The sequence below is a fragment of the Mycobacterium shottsii genome (assembly GCF_010728525.1).
Classification (GTDB): Bacteria; Actinomycetota; Actinomycetes; order Mycobacteriales; family Mycobacteriaceae; genus Mycobacterium; species Mycobacterium marinum.
The window spans coordinates 2,965,279-2,986,268 of sequence record NZ_AP022572.1 but is presented as its reverse complement, the minus strand read 5'-3'; the positions used below and the strand labels follow the sequence as shown (position 1 = coordinate 2,986,268).

Genomic DNA, 20,990 nt, shown 5'->3' with positions numbered 1-20,990 from the left:
TTTCTCCCCATCAAAACGGGTCCTCCGCTGCGGCCGCCGACCGGATCGGGAACCGGTGGTCCGCTCAACCCGGTTGGTCCGCTGCTTCGTGGCCAGTATCGGTCGATCCCGAGAAGCCCAGCATGAACAACCCGGCGGCCACGCCGCACAATGCCACGCACGCGGGCAGCAGTATCGACTGCGACATCGCGACCGAGAAGGGCTCACGCAGCACCCCGGGAAGTTGCACCGCTGTGCCGTCGCTGCCGCGCAGCGACGGCGAGTTCCCTGGCGACGGCGGCATCTCGGCGGCGATCCGCGCTGTCATGAACGCCGCCATGCCTGAGGCGCCAAGCACGGCCCCCAGCTGCCGAGCCGCTGTGTACACGCCGGCGCCCGTACCCGCCAACTGTGCCGGCAAGTCTCGCGAGCCAATGGCGGCCAGCGGCGCCCACACAAAGGGAATGGCCACGCCGAGCGCCGTGATGGGCAGCACCAGCCGCCAGATCGGCGTGCTCAAAGACATCTCGCTCAAAGACATCTCGATCGATAGCCAGGTGAGCGCGACCGCCAGCATCGTGAACGCCGAACTAACCACCAGCTTCGGGTGATATCTCTCGACGATCTTGCCAACCATGGGCGACACCACCCCACTCATGACCACCATCGGGGCAATCAATGCCGCCGAGCGGATCGGCGACAACCCCACGGCCGACTGCACGAAGAACATCGCCGGCACCATCATCGCTGTCGTCGCAAACGCGACGGCCGCCACCCCGATGCTGGACAGGCTGAAGTTGCGGTCGCTGAAGATCGTCAACGGGACCAGCGGGTCACCGCGATTGACCGACTGCCAATAGACGAACACCGCGATGACCCCGACGCCGCCGATCAGCATCATCGAGGTCCACGGCGCCCACCCCGCGTGCTGACCCTCTTGCAGCGCGAACACCACGAGAAAAACACCCAGCGCCGACAGTGCGGCCCCAAGCAGATCGAGCTGCGAGCGGTGCACCGGTAAGACCGGGAGCAGCAGGGCTGCCAGCACCAGCCCGGCGAGGCCGATAGGGACATTGAGGAAAAAGATCCACTGCCAGCCCAGCGCCTGGACCAACACACCACCGGCCAACGGTCCCACCAGAGTTGCGACGCCTCCGGTGGCTGTCCAGATGGCCAACACCACACCACGGCGCCGCGGCTCGAATATCCGGGTGATGATCGACAACGTCTGCGGAAATAGCAGCGAGGCGCCCAGGCCCTGCACCGCACGGGCAGTGATCAGCATCCCGATGTTGCCAGACAACCCACACCACAACGATGCCGCCGTGAACACCGCGAGGCCGATGACATAGATGTTCTTGGGACCGAATCGATCACCAAGGCGCCCGGCCACCAGCAACGGCGCCGCGTAGGTCAGTAGGTAGGCACTCGTCACCCAAATCACCAGGTAGTAACTGGTGTGCTGGTCGGCCATGATGCTCGGGTTGGCGAGCATCACCACCGTGGAGTCCAGGACAATCATGAAGTAGCCGACCAACATCGCCCACAGCGCGGGCCACGGGTTCAATGATCGCGCCCGACGGGTGCCCCGAGCTGTCCGCCTTCGCGCGTCCGGCGACGAGGCTGGCCCCGATCATGCGTCCGCGCCGCTCCGAACCCCCTTGCGCCACTCTGCTAACGGCCGGCGGCGGCTGCGAACTGACGGGCTCGGTGCGGTGCAGAACCGCAACAAGATGGCCGGCGACTCACCCGTGGCGGCGTCGGCCAGTTCGGCGAACTCCAGCTGCAGTCGCTGTAGCTGGGCACCGTAGCTCGAAGACAGGCCATGCAGCTCTTGATCGTTGTGAGCGTAGAGAAACAGCGGCGTTGTCGGTCCTACCGCCAGCCCCTCCTGCTGTGCGCGGATCCACACGGCTTGAGAGGCCGATCCGCCACGTGCGTAGTCGGCCAACGACCGGCCTTGCACGTACACCAGGGCCAGCGCCGAACTCGCAGAGAGCCGGGCGAAGCCGTCGAACCCCAAGGCCACTCCCCCATCCCACCGCGCGAGTTGGGCCGTGACCTCAGGGCGGCAAATCTGCTCGAGCATCATCAACCTGAACGCATCCAGCTCCAGACTGCGAACGTCGATGCCGCTGTTCGCGGCCGGGTCAGTTGGCCAGTGCAGCTCAGCGACCAGTTCGGCATGCAGCTCCGGAGTGAGATACCGGATGCGGTCACTGGCTCCGATAATCCTTGCCGCCCTGTCGATGTCGTCACGACTGCGCAAGACCTGCAGCCGCGCACCCTCGCCGCGAGCCACAAGTTCCAGCATCTCCACCGTCTCATCGGAGATCGGAGTGGGCGTCCCATAGTGCCGATTCGTCTGGCGCGCCAGCATCGGTTCGTAAAGTCGCGCCAGATCCGGGTCATCGCCGCTGCCCAGTCTTACCGTCGCGGTCAACGGAGACCGTTCGCTGATCGCACCGATCTCGACCCGCCCGAGAACGCCATGGGCAGCGGCCGCAACCCGCGCGTTGTACACCGCCGCGCCGATTCCTACCGCGCTGCAGCGCAAACCGATGTCCACCAAAGACGTGTGCTCGGGCGCGAGCTCGATGACGACACAATCCCGATCGGCTCGGATGTGCCACGGTTGGGAGTTGCCGACCGACGGTGCACGATTGGCGGCCGCGGCGACCACGTCAACGACGTCGCCCAGCTGCGCGGCTTCGGCCAGTGGGTCAGCGTCGGCATCAGACTGTGCGGTGCAAGCCTGCCCGGCCGTCTGCCGGTCGGTGGCGTGCGCGGCGGGATCGTCGATACGGTTGAGCATCTCTTCGACGTCCATACGGATGCGGCCCGATGAAAGCGGCTGTTGTAAGCCAATTTTACGAACGGCCTCAGCAACGCTGGCCGCCCCGAGTTGGACCTCGCTGGCCAGCTGCGGCCAGCCGGACAGCGTCGAACCAACTTCGATGAACGCCGCGGCCTCTCGCACCGTCACCTTCTCGGGAGAGGTAATGCGATAAAGGTGTGGAATCTTGTCCCAGTACGACAAGCCGCTCAGGGCTGCGGCGTCGATGTCGCCGAGCAGGCCGTGCAGGATCGGCCGCGTCGGTTCCAGGTCATATCGCTCGACATCCAACAGACCGCGGTAATCAGTGGCCATGATGACCGGTATCCGCCGTGCGCGCGCGGCCTCACGGACCATGACTTTCGTGTCCAGCGAGTCGCATTCCTCGACCACGATGTGCAGCCCGTCAAGAAAAGCGTCGATGTTATCTGCGGTGATGCCGGCCGTGACGACGGACACCTTCAGGTAGGGATCCAACTCAGCTATCCGGCGCGCGGCAGCGGTCGCTTTATTCACGCCGAGGTCGAGCACCGACAAAGGGACCCGATTGAGATTGGACAGCTCCAGGTGATCAAAGTCGGCGAGCCGCAGCTCACCGCAGAGCCCTTCGGCCGCGAGGGTGTACGCGAGGGTGTGTCCGACGCTCAACCCGACTACCCCGATACGTAGCTCGGCGAGCTGATCTTGTTCCTCCTCGGTGATCAGATGCCGGTTTCGGTCTAGCCGGACAGCGCGAAACGCGTGTGGCCCCAACACACCGACGACCGTTCGTCGCCACGGGTAGTGAACCCACCGGTGCCGTTCGGCAATGAGGTCGGCGTTACGGCCGGGGCGGATTCCACGAACAATTTCCGCCTGCCCGTCAGTGCGGTCCAAGAAATTAATCGATGGATCTGCGCGCAGGAATTCCAACCGATGAGAATCCTCGGAATCGTCCGGATTAAGAATCTGCGCCCCAGCATCGTCCCCATCGCCGCTCGCCCACATGCCAGCGATACTTTCACCCACCGAAGCGCTTCGCAAGGATTTCGAGGACGCAATAGCCGTCTTCGATCCCGGCCAACAGGATCCTATTTAATTGCCACTACAGGACCGCCGAAAAACAAAATTAGGCTCGCCGAATTTGCGCGGCTCAGCGCTGCCCCCAGCCGATCGGCCAGCCGGTCCAACCATCCGTACCAGAATTAAAGCACTTGTCCATCAACGGTATCCGCAATATCAAGACCCAGCTCGACTTCGCCACTATCCAGCCGATTGCGCACCGTTCAACACAGCGGAACGACCATTGCGACCGTCAAATACTCACGCTAGCCGACGCTGGCCACACGCGGACCGCAAGAATCGTAGAGTTACCACTCGAAACCCCACAACTGGGCTATCAGGAATTAAGACAATCGTTATGGGTCGGTAATAAAAAGACAAATGGCATTATCCACCCGGTGGGGAAATCCACTTTGCCGGTCACCGACCGCTTCCGGGCAAGCCGCGAGCCCGACTATCACCTCAACATCAAAGGCGGATGCCCGCGGCGCCGGTACACCGATCCGAATCGCGCATCCAGCCGCAACCACGTCGGCATTGCCCGCACCCGAACCATCTCATCGGCATCAATCGCTTCTGCCGACTGCGGCAGGAAACCCATTGCCGTCAAGGCGAATACGCAGCGCATCGGCAGGCTGACGGCGGCATCATCCGAGCTGACCCGGATGACCTCTTGGTCCATCAGTGAGACCGGTGGACCGTGAGAGCTGCTGTGTTCCTTGACAAGTCGTGCACCACTCTGCACCAGGTCCAGCACAACGCGCGCCGGCAGGTCTTCGAGGTGGACGAATCCGGACTCCGGCGGCAGCGCGCCCCGCCACGCCGAGTCCATCGGGTAGCCCGGATCCAGGTGGCCGGAACTGTCCGTCGCAGCAAGTCCGCGGGCCAGCGCGTCGGCGCCCACCGTTAAGTCATTGGGGCGCACTTCACCGACCACCACCCGGCTGGCCAGCACATCGAAACTGGTTGCCACCCAAGCCGTCAGCAATCCGGCGGATCGTGCCCGCAGTCGGATGATCGCGGCCGGGTCAAGCCGGATCGCACGCTCGACGAATGTGGACAGATCCGAACGATGAGCTGGGTCCGTCAACCACAGCCCGCGCTCGTCTGTCCCCATCATTCCCGCAGCCACCGCTGCAGGTACTCCCGATGCTGTGCCGACAACCGCACCAGCCGCTGCTCTTCGATGTGCACCGCAGCGAGCTGCGATTCCGCGATGACGGCCGGCTTGGACTCCGGGGCCGCGCCGATCGAGCGGACTTGGTAGCCCAGCGTGAAGTCGACCGCCCGAAGCCGCTTCGTCCACATCGTCACCTGCAAAGGCGAATCCGCAAGCCGCAGCTGATCCTTGTAGGTGACCCGGACATCGGCGATCAGCAGGCCGATGGTGGTGATATCGGCGCCGAACGGCTCCAGGAGGAATGGGACCCGAGCCTCTTCGAGGAGGGTGACCATGGTGGCGTGGTTGACGTGCTGGTACATGTCAATGTCCGACCAACGCACCGGCACCGCAGCGACGTACCCGACGGTCATCCCGAGATCCCTCGTCCGCTGGTGCGGGTCATTCGGCGGACCTGGCGGGCGGCCACCGACAACGTCGCGAGATCCTTTTGTCCGCTATCCCGAATCTCGTTGAGTGTCCGGCGTGCCCGGTCCACCCGGGAGGCGCTGAGCTGCTCCCACTCCAGGATCTTCTGCTCACTGCTCTCATCGGGCTCGCCCACGGCGATCACGTCGAAGCACAACGACCGCAGCGCACCGTAGATGTCGTCGCGAATCGCCAAGCGGGCCAATGAATGCCAGCGGTCCTTTCGCGGCAGCTCGGAGACGGCGGTGAGCAAACCGTCCGCACCCAGCCGATCCACCAGGGCAAAGTAGGTGTCGGCGACTTCGGCTGCGTCGACATCGGCGATGTCGGCGATATCGATGATGTCGAGCAGGCTGTAGCGATACAGGCCGACCACAACGCGGTACGCCAGGTCCTCAGGTGCGCCCTGGGCGATGTATTCCTCGGAGGTTTTGTCGACGATGGCCTTATCGTCGCCGCGCAACCACTCCGACATCCGCGGGGTCAACGCTTTGACCTGCGCGGCGAACCGGTTGATCTCGGCGCCAACGGCGAGCGGCTGAGGGCGGTAGTTGAGCAGCCAGCGACTGGCACGGTCGATGAGCCGGCGGGTATCCAGCGTCAACCGGTCGGACAGCGCCACCGGTAGCTCCGCCGCACGGATACGGCGCCAGATGTGACTCACGCCGAAGATGGCATCGGTGGCCATGTAGGTACGCACCGCGTCGATCGGTGAGACACCGACGTCTTCGGTGATCCGAAAGGCGTAGGTGATGCCGGCGGTGTCCACCAGGTCGTTGATCACCATGGTGGTGACGATCTCGCGACGTAGCTGGTGCGAGCGGATCTCGGGAGCGAACCTCTCGCGCAGGGGTTTCGGGAAATAGGAGGGCAACCTCGAGGCGAACACGTCCTGATCGGGCAGCTCGGTTGTCAGCATCTTCTCTTTGAGCGCCAGCTTGACGTGCGCCATCAGGGTTGCCAACTCGGGCGAGGTGAGCCCGATGCCCGTCTCCGAACGTCGCGCGATCTCCTTTTCGGAGGGCAGCGCCTCCAATTCCCGGCTGATTCCGCGCTCGGCCACCAAGTACCTGATCTGGTCGGCGTGCACCGGCAGCAGGCTGACCGGGTTGGCGCGGCTGGTACCCATCAAGTCGTTCTGATCAGAATTATCGGTGAGCACCAGCTGTGCCACCTCGTCGGTCATCGACTCGAGCAGTTGTTTGCGTTCGTCTGCTCTTAACTTGCCCGCGCTGACCAGCGAGTCGATCAGAATCTTGATGTTTACTTCGTGGTCGGAGCAATCCACACCGGCGGAGTTGTCCAGCGCGTCGGTGTTGATCCGCCCGCCGGACAGATCGAATTCGACGCGACCCAATGCCGTGACCCCAAGGTTGCCGCCTTCGCCAATGACCTTGGCGCGCACCTGGTTCGCGCTGACCCGCACGGGATTGTTGGCGCGGTCACCGACATCGGCATCCGACTCCGACTCGGCCTTGATATAGGTCCCGATGCCGCCGTTGAACAGCAGATCCACCGGGGCCTGCAAAATCGCCCGGATCAAGTTGGGCGGGGTCATCTCGGTGACGTCACCACCAATGCCAAGGGCATTGCGAACCTGGTCACTGACCGGGATGGACTTCTGCTCGCGGCTGTATACCCCCCCGCCTTCGCTGATCAATGACTTGTTGTAGTCATCCCAGCTGGATCGGGGCAGATCGAACATTCGCTGCCGTTCCTGCCACGAGGCAGCGGCATCCGGATTCGGGTCGAGGAAGACGTGGCGGTGATCGAAGGCAGCGATCAGCCTGATGTGCTTGCTCAACAGCATCCCATTGCCAAAGACGTCGCCGCTCATGTCGCCGACGCCCACGACGGTGAAGTCCTCGGTCTGGGTGTCGATCCCCATCTCTCGGAAATGCCGCTTGACGGCTTCCCAGGCGCCCTTGGCGGTGATCCCCATGGCCTTGTGGTCATAGCCCACCGACCCACCGGAGGCGAACGCGTCACCCAACCAGAATCCGTAGGAGTTGGCGACCTCGTTGGCGATGTCGGAGAACGTGGCGGTGCCCTTGTCCGCGGCCACCACCAGATAGGCGTCGTCACCGTCGCGCCGCAGCACCTCCGGCGGCGGGCTGACCACTCCGGTCGTGTGGTCGACGTTGTCCGTGACGTCAAGCAGCCCGGAGATGAACAGCTGATAGCAGGCAACACCTTCGGCGCGAGTGGCCTCGCGGTCGGCGGCCGCGTCGCCGGTGCTCAGCGGCGGCCGTTTGACGACGAATCCGCCTTTGGCTCCGACCGGCACGATGACGGCGTTCTTCACCGCCTGCGCCTTGACCAGACCGAGGATCTCGGTGCGGAAATCGTCGCGGCGGTCCGACCAACGCAGCCCGCCTCGCGCTACCGGGCCGAACCTCAAATGCACGCCTTCGACCCGGGGTGAATAAACGAAGATCTCGTACTTGGGCCGCGGCAGCGGGAGCTCGTCGATCAGCTGGGCATCCAGCTTGACTGACAAGACATCGCGGCTGCGGGCCGAACCTTCGCGTGAGACAAAGTAATTGGTCCGTAAGGTGGCCTGAACCAGCGACGCGAACGCCCGCAGAATCCGGTCGGTATCCAGACTCACCAGTGCGTCGATGTCAGCGGCAACGGCAGCGGCAGCGGCTTGCGCGTCAGAACTTACCGGTGAACCCGCCGGCCGCGGGTCGAACAGGGCCTCGAACAATAGGACCAGTGACCGCGCGGTGGAGGGGTGCTCGTTGAGAACTGATTCGATGTAGGACTGGCTGTAGGGAAAGCCCGCTTGCCGCAGGTACCTCGAATAGGCGCGCAGCAGGACCACCTGCTGCCATGTCAGCCCCGCCCGCATGACCAACTCGTTGAACCGGTCGATCTCGATCCTGCCCTGCCAGATCGCGGTGACCGCATCGGCGAATCGCTGTGCCGCCGCGGCCCGCTCGGCCGGAACCGTCGCCTTCGAGATGGTGGGATGCGGTGAGATCTTGAACTGATAGATCCAGACCGGCAACCCGTCCGGGCGGGTGACCGTGAACGGCCGCTCCTCGAGCACCACCACACCCATGCTCTGCAACATCGGCAATAGCCGACTTAGCGAGGCAGTGCATCCCCCCAGGAACCAGGTGAGCTGGGCGACACCGTCCTCGGTGCGATCGGAGAAGACCAATTTGACCGAGTCATCAGCTAGCTCGGTGATGATCGCGATGTGGTCGATGGCGTCGGCCGGGGCGACCGCCTGCTTGTAGGCCTCCGGAAAGGCGGCCGCGTAATGCTCGGCGTCGGCGTGCCGCACCGAAGCATCGGAGGCAGCGCCGATCAGGCGGTCAGCCCAGGTGCGCGCGGCCTCGCTCAACAGCGCCTGAATCCGGCTTCGGTTGGCCTCTGAAACATCGATCGAACCCGTCGCCACGTCTTCGGGCAACCGAACCATGAAATGCATGAGCGCCCAGGGGGATTCACTGACTCGGGCGGTGAACTCCAGCCGGGTGCCGCCGAACTCGCGGACCAGGATGTCCTCGATCTGCAGCCGCACGGCCGTCGTGTAGCGATCGCGCGGCAAGTAGACCAAACACGAGACAAAGAACTGCAGCCGATCGACCCGTAGGAACAGCAGCGCTCGCCGCTGGGAGCCCAGATCCACCACCGCTTTGGCCATCGCCAGCAACTGTTCGGACCTCAGGGTAAACAGCTCGGGACGAGGGACGGTCTGGATGACGTCCAGCAGAAGCTGGCCCGGGTGGCTCGGGTCGTTGCCGGCTAACTCCAGCGCGTCACGGACCCGATGCGAGATTGCCGGGATCTCCAAAACGTCGGCGTTCATGGCCGCCACTGTGAACAGACCGACGAAGCGATGCTCGACGATATTGCCGTCGCCGAGGCTCTCGCGTATCGCGATCGCGTACGGGTACGCGCCGTAACGCAGGTAACTGCCGACCCGCGCCTGCGCCAGGACCAGCAACTTGGTTTCGTCGGTAAGCCGGGGCCGCGTGCCGGTCCGCGCACGCAGCACGCCTAGGCCACTCGAGCCGTCGCCCAGGACCATCCCGTCGTCCACCTCGCAGGGCTGATAGCCGAGCAAGAGGAAGTTTCCATTCCCCAGCCACCGCAGCAACGCCGCCACCTCTTGGTGGTCCGGGGCCGCATAGTGGCCTTCGCGATCGCTGTCGACTGCGACCGCCAATTCGCTGAGGGTGGCAATCATTGCCGGCGCATCCTTGGCGACACGCTGAACATCAGCCAAGACCTTGCGCAGCAACTGTTCGACTTCGGCGAGGGCTTTGGCCTCGACCGTCGGCGAGAGTTGGACGTGTATCCAAGCCTCACCAACGTAGGGCGAGGCGTCCAGGGACTTCGGCTCGACGCGCTGCAGCTCACCGGTGGGGCCGCGGTGCACCTCGAACACCGGGGTCATGATGGTGGTGTAGCCAACGCCAAGCCGGTGCAGGAGCACCGTCACGGAATCCATCAGCATGCTGCCGTGCTCGGTGACCACTTGCAGCGCCGGCCCGAACCCGACCGGGTCGTCCGCCGGATACACGGCGACGCGACTCTCACCGATGGGGCGGTGCTGCCCGAGCCGATAGTGCGCACTCAGCATCGCCGGCGTCACCACGGAGGCAGCGGCTTCGGCGGCTCGTTGTGAAGCCTGCGAATCCTCCTCCCCCCGACGCTGGTAGCTGTCCAGGTAGGCCTGCGAGATCCAGTCAGGAATGTCGGCGGGTTGGGTGAACTCCGTCCACGCCCCGACATCCTGCTTGGCCCCGGGATCGATCGTCATGCCGACTGCTCCAAACTCACGACTGAAACCAGCGCGCTACTTGATCGGCCCCACTCCTGACCGGCCATAGGGGCCGCATCGTCGCGGGGCCTTCGCAGAGCTGACACTAGGTCCTGTCTGCTAATTGCGGACGCGGTGGTAGGTGATGATGGCGGCCAGGGTGACACCGCCGAGGTAGGTCAGGGCGTATTTGTCGTAGCAGGTGGCGACCGCGCGCCAGTGTTTGAGCCCGTTGAAGCTTCGCTCGACGGTGTTGCGGTGCTTGTAGATTCGGCCTGAGAACCCCGGAGGCCGTCCTCTGTTGCGGCCTTTAGCTTTGCGGCGGGTGATCTGGTCGCTGCGCTCGGGGATGGTATGGGCGATCTTGAGCCGGCGCAGCTGTGCCCGCGTCGAGTCATAGGAGTACGCCTTGTCCGCCAGCAGGTGAAACGGGGCGTATGAGTTGCTGCACCGGGCGGCCAGCAATGGCCAAAGCATCGGATTATCACCGGCTTGACCGGCCGACAGTGCCAGGGTGACCGGACTGCACAGCTGGTCGGTCAAGGCGTGGATCTTGGTAGTCAGCCCGCCGCGGGAACGCCCAATGGCGTGGTCATCGGGCTCATCGAGATATTTCTTGTAATTCGACAGATCCCCCTGTGCGGCGCCCGGAGCGCGCTCCGGCTGCGTGTTGGTGGGCGCGCACACTGGTCGAATCGACCGACAACAGTGCGCCCAGGTCGGCGTCCTCGGCGTCGAGGTCAGAGGCGATCGCCGCGAAGATCCGCGCGTAGATGCCATCGACCGACCAGCGTAGATGCCTCTCGGCCACCGATTGCCAGGGACCGAAGTGCTCGGGCAGGTCACACCACGGAGATCACGTACGGTAACGCCAGATAATGCCCTCCAGAGTACGTCGATGATCGTTCCACGGCCGGCCACGCCGCCGCCCCGCAGGCAACACCGCCACGATCAGCGACCACAAATCATCAGAAATCGCATGCGTCCGCATCACCCAAACAGCATCAGCCAAAACACCATTCACATTAAGCAGACACGCCCTAGTCGCGCGTCAACCTTCTATGAGTAACCCGGTGCGGCCGCGCAGCCTCGACGCCAAGCCGCTCCACCTTATTTTCTTCGTAGGCTCCGAAGTTCCCCTCGAACCAGAACCACTTGGCCTCGCTGTCGGCGTCGCCTTCCCACGCCAGGATGTGCGTGCACGTGCGGTCGAGGAACCAGCGGTCGTGCGAGATCACCACGGCACAGCCCGGGAAGTTGACCAGCGTATTCTCCAGCGAACTCAGTGTCTCGACATCCAGGTCGTTGGTCGGTTCGTCCAGCAGGATCAAGTTGCCGCCCTGCTTGAGCGTCAGCGCAAGGTTGAGCCTGTTGCGCTCGCCGCCCGACAACACACCCGCGGGCTTCTGCTGGTCTGGTCCCTTGAACCCAAAGGCCGACACGTAGGCGCGCGAGGGCACCTCAGATTGGCCCACTTCGATGTAGTCGAGCCCGTCCGAGACGACTTCCCACACGGTCTTCTTCGGATCAATGCCGGCGCGAGTCTGATCGACGTAGCTCAACTTGACCGTTTCGCCGACCTTGACCGTGCCGCTGTCCGGCTCCTCAAGCCCCACAATGGTTTTGAACAGGGTGGTCTTGCCCACTCCGTTGGGTCCAATAACGCCGACGATGCCGTTGCGGGGCAAGGTGAAGGACAGATCCTTGATCAGGGTGCGCCCGCCGAAGCCCTTGTCGAGGTGTTCGACCTCGACCACCACGGAGCCCAACCGGGGTCCGACCGGTATCTGGATCTCCTCGAAGTCAAGCTTGCGAGTCTTCTCCGCCTCGGCGACCATCTCCTCGTAGCGCTGCAAACGCGCCTTGCTCTTGGCTTGGCGCGCCTTTGCCCCCGACCGAACCCAGGCCAGCTCTTCCTGCAGCCGCTTTTGCAGCTTCGCGTCCTTTCGGCCCTGCACCGCCAGCCGATCGGCCTTCTTCTCGAGATAGGTCGAGTAGTTACCTTCGTACGGGTAGGCCCGGCCGCGATCCAATTCCAGGATCCATTCGGCGACATTGTCGAGGAAGTAGCGGTCGTGGGTGACCGCCAGTACCGCACCGGCATAGCTGGCAAGGTGCTGTTCGAGCCACTGCACGCTTACCGCGTCGAGGTGGTTGGTCGGCTCGTCGAGCAGCAGCAGGTCCGGTTTCGACAGCAGCAGCTTGCACAGCGCAACCCGCCGGCGTTCACCACCGGACAGGTTGGTCACCGGCTCCTCGGGCGGCGGGCAGCGCAGCGCGTCCATGGCCTGCTCCAGCTGCGAGTCGATGTCCCACGCGTCGGCGTGGTCCAAATCCTCCTGCAGCCGGCCCATTTCTTCCATCAGCTCGTCGCTGTAGTCGGTAGCCATCAACTCGGCGACTTCGTTGAATCGGTCGAGCTTGACCTTGATGTCGCCCAGACCCTCTTCGACGTTGCCCCGAACCGTCTTTTCCTCGTTCAACGGCGGCTCCTGCAAGAGGATGCCGACCGTGGCCCCGGTAGCCAAGAACGCGTCGCCGTTGTTCGGCTTGTCCAATCCGGCCATGATCCGCAAGACGCTCGATTTCCCGGCCCCGTTAGGGCCGACCACACCGATCTTGGCGCCCGGGTAGAAGCTCAACGTGACGTCGTCGAGGATCACCTTGTCGCCGTGCGCCTTGCGGACCTTCTTCATCGTGTAGATGAACTCAGCCATGCCGCGGTATTGCCTTTCTAGTCTTTGGAGTTACCCCGCCGACCATCCTAGGCACCACCGCGCAGCGCTAAGCCGACAGTGGTAGTGCACTGCGATCGGCGGCGTCCGCACCCGCCGCAACGTCCTCAGTGTCAGCAACGTCGCGGGCGCTGTGGTCGTCGTTGTCGGCGACGTCCTCGCACCGCGTTGTGGCTGCGGCCGCCGCTGCCTTTTCCGGGCTCGGACCCGTGTACCCGGGCTTCTCGATACGCACAATGACGCGCGAGAGATCTGGACCGACGGAGGTTACCCGCAGCTCGAGCGAGGAGCGGCGGTTGCCATCGCGGTCCTCGTACTCGCTGGTGTAGACGTGGCCCACGACAATCACCGGTGCACCTTTGCCCAACGCCGCCCCCACCGCGGTAACCAGCCTGCCCCAGCAGTTCACGGTGATGAACAGCGAGTTGCCCGGCTCCCAGCCGCCGTCTGCGGTCCGCCGGCGCGAATTGCTGGCGACCCGGAACTTGATGAACTCCTGATCGCCGACCTTCCGGCGCTGCGGGTCATTGACGATGTGACCGACCACGGTAAGAGGCGTTTCAAACATCTGCGCTATTCCCTTCGCTGGGTTGCTGTCGTTGGCTGTTTCGTGCCGCCCGCGGGTGGATCCGCGCGGTGCTGGCTGTTATTCACCTGCACCGCACCGACAGCCGCCCGAGGCGGGCGCGGTCCGTCCAACCCGCCTGTGGGCAAAGACGTGACTGTGGATCGAAGTCCCGAGCGTGGGGCCACGGCCGCAGACCTGAAACCAACTGTCACCAGAATCTGAAAACCACCCGTCTCAGCAGGTCAACGGCGATAGCATCCAAAGGTCGTCGCATTTGCCAGCCACGGCGACCGGACAGCAAATGGAGGATGCCACGGTGAACGCAAAGTTGAAGGGCCAGAAGATGGGCGTACGGGTGGCCTGGGTGGTCGGCACGCTGGTGGCGGCCGCTTATGCGCTGCTGGCGGTGGGCTGCTCATCGGATCTGAAAGGAACACCGGCCCCGGGCGACGACGGCATGACCGAAGGATGCTCAGGTCAGCTGGTACACGTCCCGGCCCCGACGTTTGTGGCACCCACACACATCGGTCTCTGAATCGGCTTCTGACCGCTCAGGGACCACGGCCTTGCTCAACAACGCGGCCGGGTGGGGTCTCACGATGCTAGGTGAGCAATGGAACGCGCCGTCCCGATATTTCTGACCGGGTTCATGGTGCTGGTGGGGCTGGACTTCCTCAGCTACCGGCTAGGCAAACAGCGCAACCGGTCACGCCCCAGCGTGTCCGCTCGCGATACCGCAGCCAATCTGTCGGTCTACGCCTTGGCCCGACTGACTCGATCGGTAGGCAGCGTCACCGCAGTGCCGCTAATCCTGATCGCCAGTGCCCTGACGCCGATCCACCTGCCGACCTCCCAGTGGTGGACCTGGGCGTGCGCACTGGTGCTGACCGACCTGGCCTACTACGGCAGGCACCGCATGACCCATCGGATTCGAGTGTTCTGGGCCGCGCATCATGTGCATCACTCGAGTCAGTACCTCAACCTGTCCACGGGGATGCGCACCCCCTGGCTAGTCCCCGGTTGGTTGTTCATATCAGCCGTCGTCTACGTGCCGCTGGCACTGATCGGCTTCCCCGTCTGGATGATCTTCGCCTGCCACGCAATCGTGATCTTCTATCAGTTCCCGATCCACACCGAGCGCATCAACCGACTGCCCAGACCGATCGAGTATCTGTTCAACACGCCTTCTCACCATCGTGTGCACCACGGCGCAAACAACCCCTACCTCAACAAGAACTACGGCGGCATTCTGATCGTGTGGGACCGACTGTTCGGTAGCTACGCCGAGGAAGACGAGCCGGTTCGGTACGGGTTGCAGCAGAACATCGCTACCCATAACCCGATCAAACTCAACTACTACGAATTCGTCGCAATGCTCAGCGACGTTGGGCGGGCAAAGACGTGGCGTGGCCGGGTCGGCTACCTGCTGCGCCCGCCCGGCTGGAGCGAAGTAGCCGAGACGCCAGCGCCCCGCTCACATGACAGCGATGATCACGCGGTTGCCGTCGATGGCCAGCACTGGGCGGCGGCAGGCAACGGCTAGCTGTTGAGGCGCCGGGCGGCGCCACTGGCACCGTCGATCGCCACACCATCGCGGCGACTACTGAGCCTGTTGCTCGAGTCGCTCCTGACGGGCCTTCAGCTCACGAGCCACGAACCGGTTTCGTGCGATCTTCCCCACGTAGTCGAAATCACGCAGGATATTGCGCAATTCGGCCAGGAACGCGCTCCGACGCTCGGTCAGGTCTGGCGCGGGCTCGATCAGGTGCTGGTCGTCGACCACCTGACGTGCGGTTGCGAAGAGCAGTGTTGACACCGGCTCGCTGCTGCGGACCCGCGCCTGGGCCACGTATTGGCGCCCGAGGCCCAGCGCCAAGTCCGTCAGGTCCTTCTGCTTGATGTTCGCCGGAGCATCGCGCAGCACGTCGGCAACGATTGCGTAGGCCTCGAAGAACACCCGCAGCATGGCGTCCGAAATCAACGGTCGCTTTGCATAAAGGATTGCGTCGATCTGATCGCCCCCGGCGGCCACCTGGCTTTCCCAGTCCTGGTACCACGCCATCTCTTCGGCGATGTTGGCGCGAAATGCCGCCGAGTCGGCGAAGTAGAAGTCGAATTTCAGCAGATCCCGCAACCGCATCACCTGGTCCCAGAAGGCGGCCATGCGATCGCCTTCGGCGTGGCGGGCATGGGCCAGCGCAAGCTCCACGATCGAGGTTTCCAGGAAGGCGTGGATCACCGAATTTCGGTAGAAGGCCGCGGCGAGTTCGTCCTCGGGAGCGATGTACCAGACCGGTTCGCGACCGCTGTCCACCCGGGTGACCGGGTGCGCGTTGGACAGTGCGTCCACGGCCGCCCGGACCCCCTCGCGCGAACGCAGCCGCAGCGCACTGGTCGACATCGGTGTCTGCTTGCGTTCGAGATAGTCAAGCGAGTCCTGCAACGTGTGGTGCAACTGGCCAAGGGTTAGTGCGGTACCGCGTGCGGTGAGCAGCAATGCACACACCAGACCGGTCGCGGTCATCGGCGTCGCTCGCAGAATCCGCCACGCGACCTCGAAGGACATCTTCTGCAGCGCAAGCCTTTTGGCCGCCAAATCATGGGTTATCGGACCATGCGGAACACCGAGGTACTGCCGCATGGAGACCGCTTCCGGGAAGCGCACATAGATCTTTCCGTAGTTGCGCTCGCCCTGTGCCTTGATGAAGTTGTAGAGCCAGCTGAAGCCCTCGGGTGTCTTTTCGGCGCCGCGCGCGTAGGCGGCGTATTCAGCGATCTCGTGCAGCTGGTCGAAACAGATCGAAACCCCTTGCAGCAGGATGTCGTCACTGCGCCCGTCGAGGTAGGCATCGGCGACATAGCTCATCAGGCCGAGCTTGGGTGGCAACATCTTTCCGGTGCGCGAGCGGGTGCCTTCGATGGACCAACTCAGGTTGAACCGCTTCTCGACGACATAGCCGACGTATTCCTTGAGCACGTACTTGTACAGCGGGTCGCCGGCGATGTTGCGCCGGATGAAGATCATCCCCGCGCGCCGCATGAGCGGCCCCATCACGCCGAACGACAGGTTGACGCCGCCGAACATGTGCACCGGCGGCAGCCGGTTGTCCTGCATCGCCACCGGTACCACCGCCCCGTCGATGTAGGACCGGTGGGAGAACAGCAAGACCGCTGGATGGGCTTCCAGCGCGGTGCGCATGGCCGCGACCTGATATTCGTCGTAGTCGAATTCGGGATCGAATCCGCGGCTGATCAGCCTGCCCAGGACGGAAAAAACATCGACCGATGCCTGACTCCAGCCGGTGGCGAGTTCGTCGAGCATCTTGCCGGCTTCCTCGACAGTGGCGCCGGGGATCCTTTCCAGGCCGGCACGAAATCGTGCGGACGCCAACATCTCTGGCTTCACCAGCCGCGGCGATTTGTATTGCGGCCCAAGGATCCGGTACTCGGCGCGGGCCAGCGCCAGGATCGCCCGGCGGGCAACGAAATGGGCGAAGTCGTGTTGGTCCTCGCCAACGGTGTTGTCACGCCACTGCTTGCGCAGCTCCGACACCGTGGCCGACTCCCCTGCCATCACCCTGGCACGCTGCGGGTCCGAACGCAGGATGCGGCGCTGCTGGCGGGGGTTGGGATGGTATGGATCGCGGCCCGGAAGAAGGCCGGCAACCTTTGCCAACCGGCTGCGATCCGCCGGCGGCTGCCAGAACACCTGGACCGGCACGATAGACCGATCTGCGCCGGCTTCGGAACCGGACTCGAGTTGCTCAACCAGCGCGGTCAGCGCGGCCGTCGGGGCATTTGGCGGCGGCAGCTTCAGGAAGTCGAACTTTGCCCCTGGCGTGCGGGCCCGCTGCTCGCCCAGCCAATCCATGATCAGCTGCATTTCGACCGGCGAACCCATCGAGGCCAGCACCAGCGTGTCTTCAGAGGTAAGGACTGCGCTGGTATCAGCGACCGGTTTGGTCACGGCCGTCCTTTGGGCCTAGAGCTCGATGACTCGGCCGCGTCGCTTCGGCCTGCACCGAGTTGTTGCGCGTCGCCATCATGGGCAACGGGTTCGAGTGCGATCTCGGTCGGGTTCGACGCCTCGCCCACCGGCTTGGGTGCGGGCAGCTCGGTGTCGGTGGCGGGCGTCGCAGCCTTTGCAGCCGCGCTCTTGGGCACCTTCTTCGCAGGCGCCTTCTTGGCGGGTGCCTTCTTGGCCGGTGTCTCCTTCTTGGCGGCAGCCTTCTTCGCGGGTGCCTTCTTGGCCGGTGTCTCCTTCGCGGACGCCTTGGCAAGCTGCGCCTTGGCTTTCTTGGCCGCCTTTTCCTCGGCGTAGAGATTGACCTCGGGCAGTTCGTCGACCGGCCAGTCCTTGAGTGTGTCCAGATAGAGCTGACGCACCTCGGCGATGCGGTCCGGAAGGGTGTCCAGCGTCCAGTCATCGACCGGGATCGGCGGAAACACTGCTATGTCGACGGTTCCCGGATTGATCGTGGTGGAGTTGCGGGAGGCGACGATCTCCGCATTGCGGATCACAATCGGCACGATCGGGATACCGGCCGCCATAGCGATGCGGAACGGCCCTTTCTTGAAGGGACCAACCTCGGTGGTGTCCAACCGGGTGCCTTCGGGGGCGATCACGATGGATAGCCCGTTCTTCGCGCGTTCCTCCACGGTATGCAGCGTCTCGACCGCTGAGGCCGGGTCATCGCGGTCAATGAACACACCGTCGAGGACCTTGCCCAACGTGCCCATAATCGGGTCGTTCTGCAGCTCCTTTTTGCCCACTCCAACCCAGTTGTCCCGTACCAGGGCACCAGCAATCACCGGGTCGACCTGGTTGCGGTGATTGAAGATGAAGACGGCTGGACGCTGCGCGGTCAGATTCTCCTTGCCGACGACATTGAGGTGCACACCGCTGGTCGCAAGCAACAGCTGGGAGAAGTTCGAGGTAAAGAAATTCACGCCACGTCGGCGATTACCCGTCAGCAGGCCGATTCCCACTGCCCCGGCCGCAACCGGGAACATGGTGCTGAAACCGGCAAGCGTTCGTATCTGCCGGCGCAGGCCCACCCCCCCGCGGCTGTTGAACTTCAGGATGGGCCAACCACGGCGATTGGCCACGGCGGACATCTTGCCTTCCGGGTTGGTCGGCCGCGGATTACCGACCAGGTACATCAGTGCGACGTCTTCGTCGCCGTCGGCGTAGAAGTAGCTGTCTTTGAGGTCAATGTCGTGCTCAGCCGCAAAACGCTGCACGGCGGCGGCTTTGCCGGGACCCCACAGGATCGGCTTCACCACGCCACCGGTGAGCAGCCCGTCCTCATTGGTCTCGAACTTGTTGGTGAGCATGTTCACGATGCCCAGGAAGCGGGCCACCGGATTGACCTGAATGGTCAGGGCCGACGAGCTGAGCACGACGGTATGACCGCGCGCCACGTGCGCCCGGACCAGCTCGCGCATCTCCGGATAGATCCGCGACTCGATGCGCTGGGCAAACAGCCGCTCGCCGATCTCCTCCAAGTCAACGAGCTGGCGTCCGCGCAACGCCGAGGAGGCCGTGTTGATGAGCTGTTCGAACTCGATTCGTCCCAACGTGTGGTTCAGGCCCGCCTGAACCATGCTGAGCAGCTCCCCCACCCCTATGTCGCGGCGCCGCAGCCGCTCCTGGGTGAGGATGACGGCCGTGAAACCGGCCACCAGCGTGCCGTCGAGGTCGAAAAACGCACCAACCTTTGGCCCCGCGGGGCTGGCCATGATCTCGGCGACCGAGCCGGGTAACCGCAGGTCCCCCGCCGCCTTGTCCTGCTCGCGCCCTCGTTCTTCGGCGGCGCTCATGAATTGGACACCGATCGAGACTCCGATCCGGAAACAGTGGTGAAAGAGGCAGGAATCGAGCGCGGTGCGGGATCGCCGGCGAGCGCCAGGATCTCGTCGAAGCCCTCGACCAGGCAGCGGGCGAACAACTCGTCATGTCGGACCGAGGCCCGGTCGTAGCGCACGGTGATGGTGGCCCATCCGCCCCGGGAAATCAGCACCACCATCATCGCCACTCCCGGCAAGGGGCCAATCCCGTACTGCCGCAATATCTTTGCTCCAGCGACGAAGGTGTCCCCGGGGTAGACCGGCACGTTGCTGGCCTGCACATCCGAGCCGATCACCGAACCGCTGATCCCCTCTAATACCGCCGTGGGCAGGACACTGAGCACCGGCGCCATGGACCCGACGACGTTCATCGCGGGCTCGTCGCGGCGCTGCGTCATCTGGGCTCGGATCTTTTTCATCCGCGCCACCGGATCGGCGGTGCCCACTGGCGCTGCCAGGTTGACGCCGGTGAACCGGTTGCCGCCGGCGCCATCCGCATCGGCCCGCAGATTGACTGGGACCGCCATGGGCAGCGTGCTGATCGGCATCCCGAGGGCCTCGTGGTAGCGCCGCAGCGCGCCACACAGGCCCGCAAGATATGCGTCGTTGATCGAGCCGCCACCAACCTTTGCGGCCTTGTGCAGCTCGGAGAGCCGAATGTCGATCGCCTCGGTGCGCGTGGTCAGGCTACGCCGGCGCAACAGCGGTGAGGGCTCAGCCGCGCGGTTCATCACCCGCACGCTCGACAACTCATAGCCGACAATCCCCGAGACGGTGGCGGCCGGATCCAGCACCGCGCGTCCGGCCACCGAGACCGCCCCGGCTATCGCTCCCGCCACGCCGCCAACGAGGGCGATGGGCAGGTGGCCGATGCCCTCGCGCATCAAGTCATTGGGTGACAAGTCCTGGGGAATCGGTAGCGGCGGTGTGGGTCTGGGCGCCGGATCCCGTTCCAGGTCATAGATCTGGGCGAACATCTCCACGCCACCGACGCCGTCGGTGACCGCATGGCTGACATGCAGCAGAGTCGCGGCCTTGCCGTCGGCCAAACCCTCGACCAGGGTGGCCGTCCATAGCGGGCGCGAGATATCCAGTGGCGATTGCAGGATCACCTCGGCCAAATCGAAGACGTCGCGTAGCGTGCCGGGCTCAGACACACGCACCCGGCGCACATGGAAGTCCAGGTTGAAGTCCGGATCCACCACCCAGCGCGGCGCCGCGGTCGGCAGCGTGGGAACAACCACCTTCTGCCGTAGCCGCAACACGCGTCGCGAGGCATTCTCAAACAGGGTCCGGAACCGCTCCCAGTCCGGCGTGGTATCGAGAAGCTCCAGGGCCGTGATCCCCGAACGCGTCCGCGGATTCGCCTCGCCCCGATGCATCAAATAATCGACGGGCCCCAGCTCATCGGACAACCCAACCGCCTCAGCCATGATCACGACCCACTCGGCCAACTCGACGCGCCATCCTCGTCACCGCCAATCAAGCCTCCTGCTCAGTCCCCGCCAACCAAAGTGCCAACACAACGCTAGTCCGGTTGACGCGGCGGTGAAAGTGAGGATCCGCTCAGCACGGCACGCGCCGCGGACAAGCCCGCAAGACGACGTGGCTGG

The 20,990-nt window shown here is 64.2% G+C and carries 11 protein-coding genes and 2 pseudogenes; 2 read left to right on the top strand and 11 right to left on the bottom strand.

Translation table 11 applies throughout. The features are described from left to right. Nucleotides 1-64: 64 nt before the first annotated feature. The 8 genes and pseudogenes from G6N41_RS13920 to G6N41_RS13885 form a co-directional block, all read right to left on the bottom strand. Nucleotides 65-1,616: pseudogene (locus G6N41_RS13920) on the bottom strand (MFS transporter). Then, nucleotides 1,613-3,802, bottom strand: coding sequence for an Rv1355c family protein (locus G6N41_RS13915; RefSeq protein WP_198967865.1), 2,190 nt, complete (start codon nt 3,800-3,802; stop codon nt 1,613-1,615). The pseudogene G6N41_RS13920 and the gene G6N41_RS13915 overlap by 4 nt, the downstream one beginning before the upstream one ends. A gap of 511 nt (nt 3,803-4,313) precedes the next feature. Further along, nucleotides 4,314-4,976, bottom strand: a complete 663-nt coding sequence (locus G6N41_RS13910; protein WP_198967864.1) for a hypothetical protein — start codon at nt 4,974-4,976, stop codon at nt 4,314-4,316. Further along, entirely contained in the window at nt 4,973-5,389 is a 417-nt protein-coding gene (locus G6N41_RS13905) for an acyl-CoA thioesterase (protein ID WP_198967656.1), read from the bottom strand. The genes G6N41_RS13910 and G6N41_RS13905 overlap by 4 nt, the downstream gene beginning before the upstream one ends. Next, the gene (locus G6N41_RS13900) at nt 5,386-10,224 is read right to left on the bottom strand and encodes an NAD-glutamate dehydrogenase (protein ID WP_198967655.1); all 4,839 of its coding nucleotides are present in this window, start codon (nt 10,222-10,224) and stop codon (nt 5,386-5,388) included. Before G6N41_RS13900 ends, G6N41_RS13905 begins: the two co-directional genes overlap by 4 nt. Before the next feature lie 120 nt (nt 10,225-10,344). Beyond that, nucleotides 10,345-11,218: pseudogene (locus G6N41_RS13895) on the bottom strand (IS5 family transposase). 46 nt (nt 11,219-11,264) lie between these two features. Beyond that, nucleotides 11,265-12,941, bottom strand: a complete 1,677-nt coding sequence (gene ettA, locus G6N41_RS13890) for an energy-dependent translational throttle protein EttA (protein ID WP_198967654.1) — start codon at nt 12,939-12,941, stop codon at nt 11,265-11,267. Between the two features lie 67 nt (nt 12,942-13,008). Further along, on the bottom strand, nt 13,009-13,527 hold the full coding sequence (locus G6N41_RS13885) for a single-stranded DNA-binding protein (protein WP_198967653.1): 519 nt from the start codon (nt 13,525-13,527) through the stop codon (nt 13,009-13,011). A gap of 316 nt (nt 13,528-13,843) precedes the next feature. Here G6N41_RS13885 and G6N41_RS13880 point away from each other — a divergent pair, with 316 nt between their 5' ends. Further along, the gene (locus G6N41_RS13880) at nt 13,844-14,062 is read left to right on the top strand and encodes a hypothetical protein (protein WP_231389748.1); all 219 of its coding nucleotides are present in this window, start codon (nt 13,844-13,846) and stop codon (nt 14,060-14,062) included. 78 nt (nt 14,063-14,140) lie between these two features. Next, nucleotides 14,141-15,070: a sterol desaturase family protein gene (locus G6N41_RS13875; RefSeq protein ID WP_020730210.1), complete on the top strand. Its 930-nt coding sequence runs from the start codon at nt 14,141-14,143 to the stop codon at nt 15,068-15,070. A 57-nt stretch (nt 15,071-15,127) separates the two neighbouring features. Here G6N41_RS13875 and G6N41_RS13870 read toward each other — a convergent pair whose 3' ends face one another. From G6N41_RS13870 to G6N41_RS13860, 3 genes are read right to left on the bottom strand one after another with little or no spacing between them, the layout of a single operon-like run. Continuing rightward, nucleotides 15,128-17,494 (bottom strand): glycerol-3-phosphate 1-O-acyltransferase, encoded by a 2,367-nt coding sequence (locus G6N41_RS13870; protein ID WP_198967652.1) that lies wholly within the window; start codon nt 17,492-17,494, stop codon nt 15,128-15,130. After that, complete coding sequence (locus tag G6N41_RS13865) at nt 17,491-19,350, bottom strand: HAD-IB family hydrolase/lysophospholipid acyltransferase family protein (protein WP_198967651.1); 1,860 nt, start codon at nt 19,348-19,350, stop codon at nt 17,491-17,493. The genes G6N41_RS13870 and G6N41_RS13865 overlap by 4 nt, the downstream gene beginning before the upstream one ends. Further along, the gene (locus G6N41_RS13860; protein ID WP_198967650.1) at nt 19,347-20,810 is read right to left on the bottom strand and encodes a WS/DGAT/MGAT family O-acyltransferase; all 1,464 of its coding nucleotides are present in this window, start codon (nt 20,808-20,810) and stop codon (nt 19,347-19,349) included. Before G6N41_RS13860 ends, G6N41_RS13865 begins: the two co-directional genes overlap by 4 nt. Nucleotides 20,811-20,990: the final 180 nt, after the last annotated feature.

Bases quoted from the DNA above. Each gene is read 5' to 3' on its own strand.
- G6N41_RS13885 (WP_198967653.1), bottom strand. From the start codon at position 13,527: ATGTTTGAAACGCCTCTTACCGTGGTCGGTCACATCGTCAATGACCCG.
- G6N41_RS13905 (WP_198967656.1), bottom strand. From the start codon at position 5,389: ATGACCGTCGGGTACGTCGCTGCGGTGCCGGTGCGTTGGTCGGACATT.
- G6N41_RS13910 (WP_198967864.1), bottom strand. From the start codon at position 4,976: ATGATGGGGACAGACGAGCGCGGGCTGTGGTTGACGGACCCAGCTCAT.
- G6N41_RS13915 (WP_198967865.1), bottom strand. From the start codon at position 3,802: ATGTGGGCGAGCGGCGATGGGGACGATGCTGGGGCGCAGATTCTTAAT.
- G6N41_RS13900 (WP_198967655.1), bottom strand. From the start codon at position 10,224: ATGACGATCGATCCCGGGGCCAAGCAGGATGTCGGGGCGTGGACGGAG.
- G6N41_RS13865 (WP_198967651.1), bottom strand. From the start codon at position 19,350: ATGAGCGCCGCCGAAGAACGAGGGCGCGAGCAGGACAAGGCGGCGGGG.
- G6N41_RS13875 (WP_020730210.1), top strand. From the start codon at position 14,141: ATGGAACGCGCCGTCCCGATATTTCTGACCGGGTTCATGGTGCTGGTG.
- G6N41_RS13860 (WP_198967650.1), bottom strand. From the start codon at position 20,810: ATGGCTGAGGCGGTTGGGTTGTCCGATGAGCTGGGGCCCGTCGATTAT.
- ettA (WP_198967654.1), bottom strand. From the start codon at position 12,941: ATGGCTGAGTTCATCTACACGATGAAGAAGGTCCGCAAGGCGCACGGC.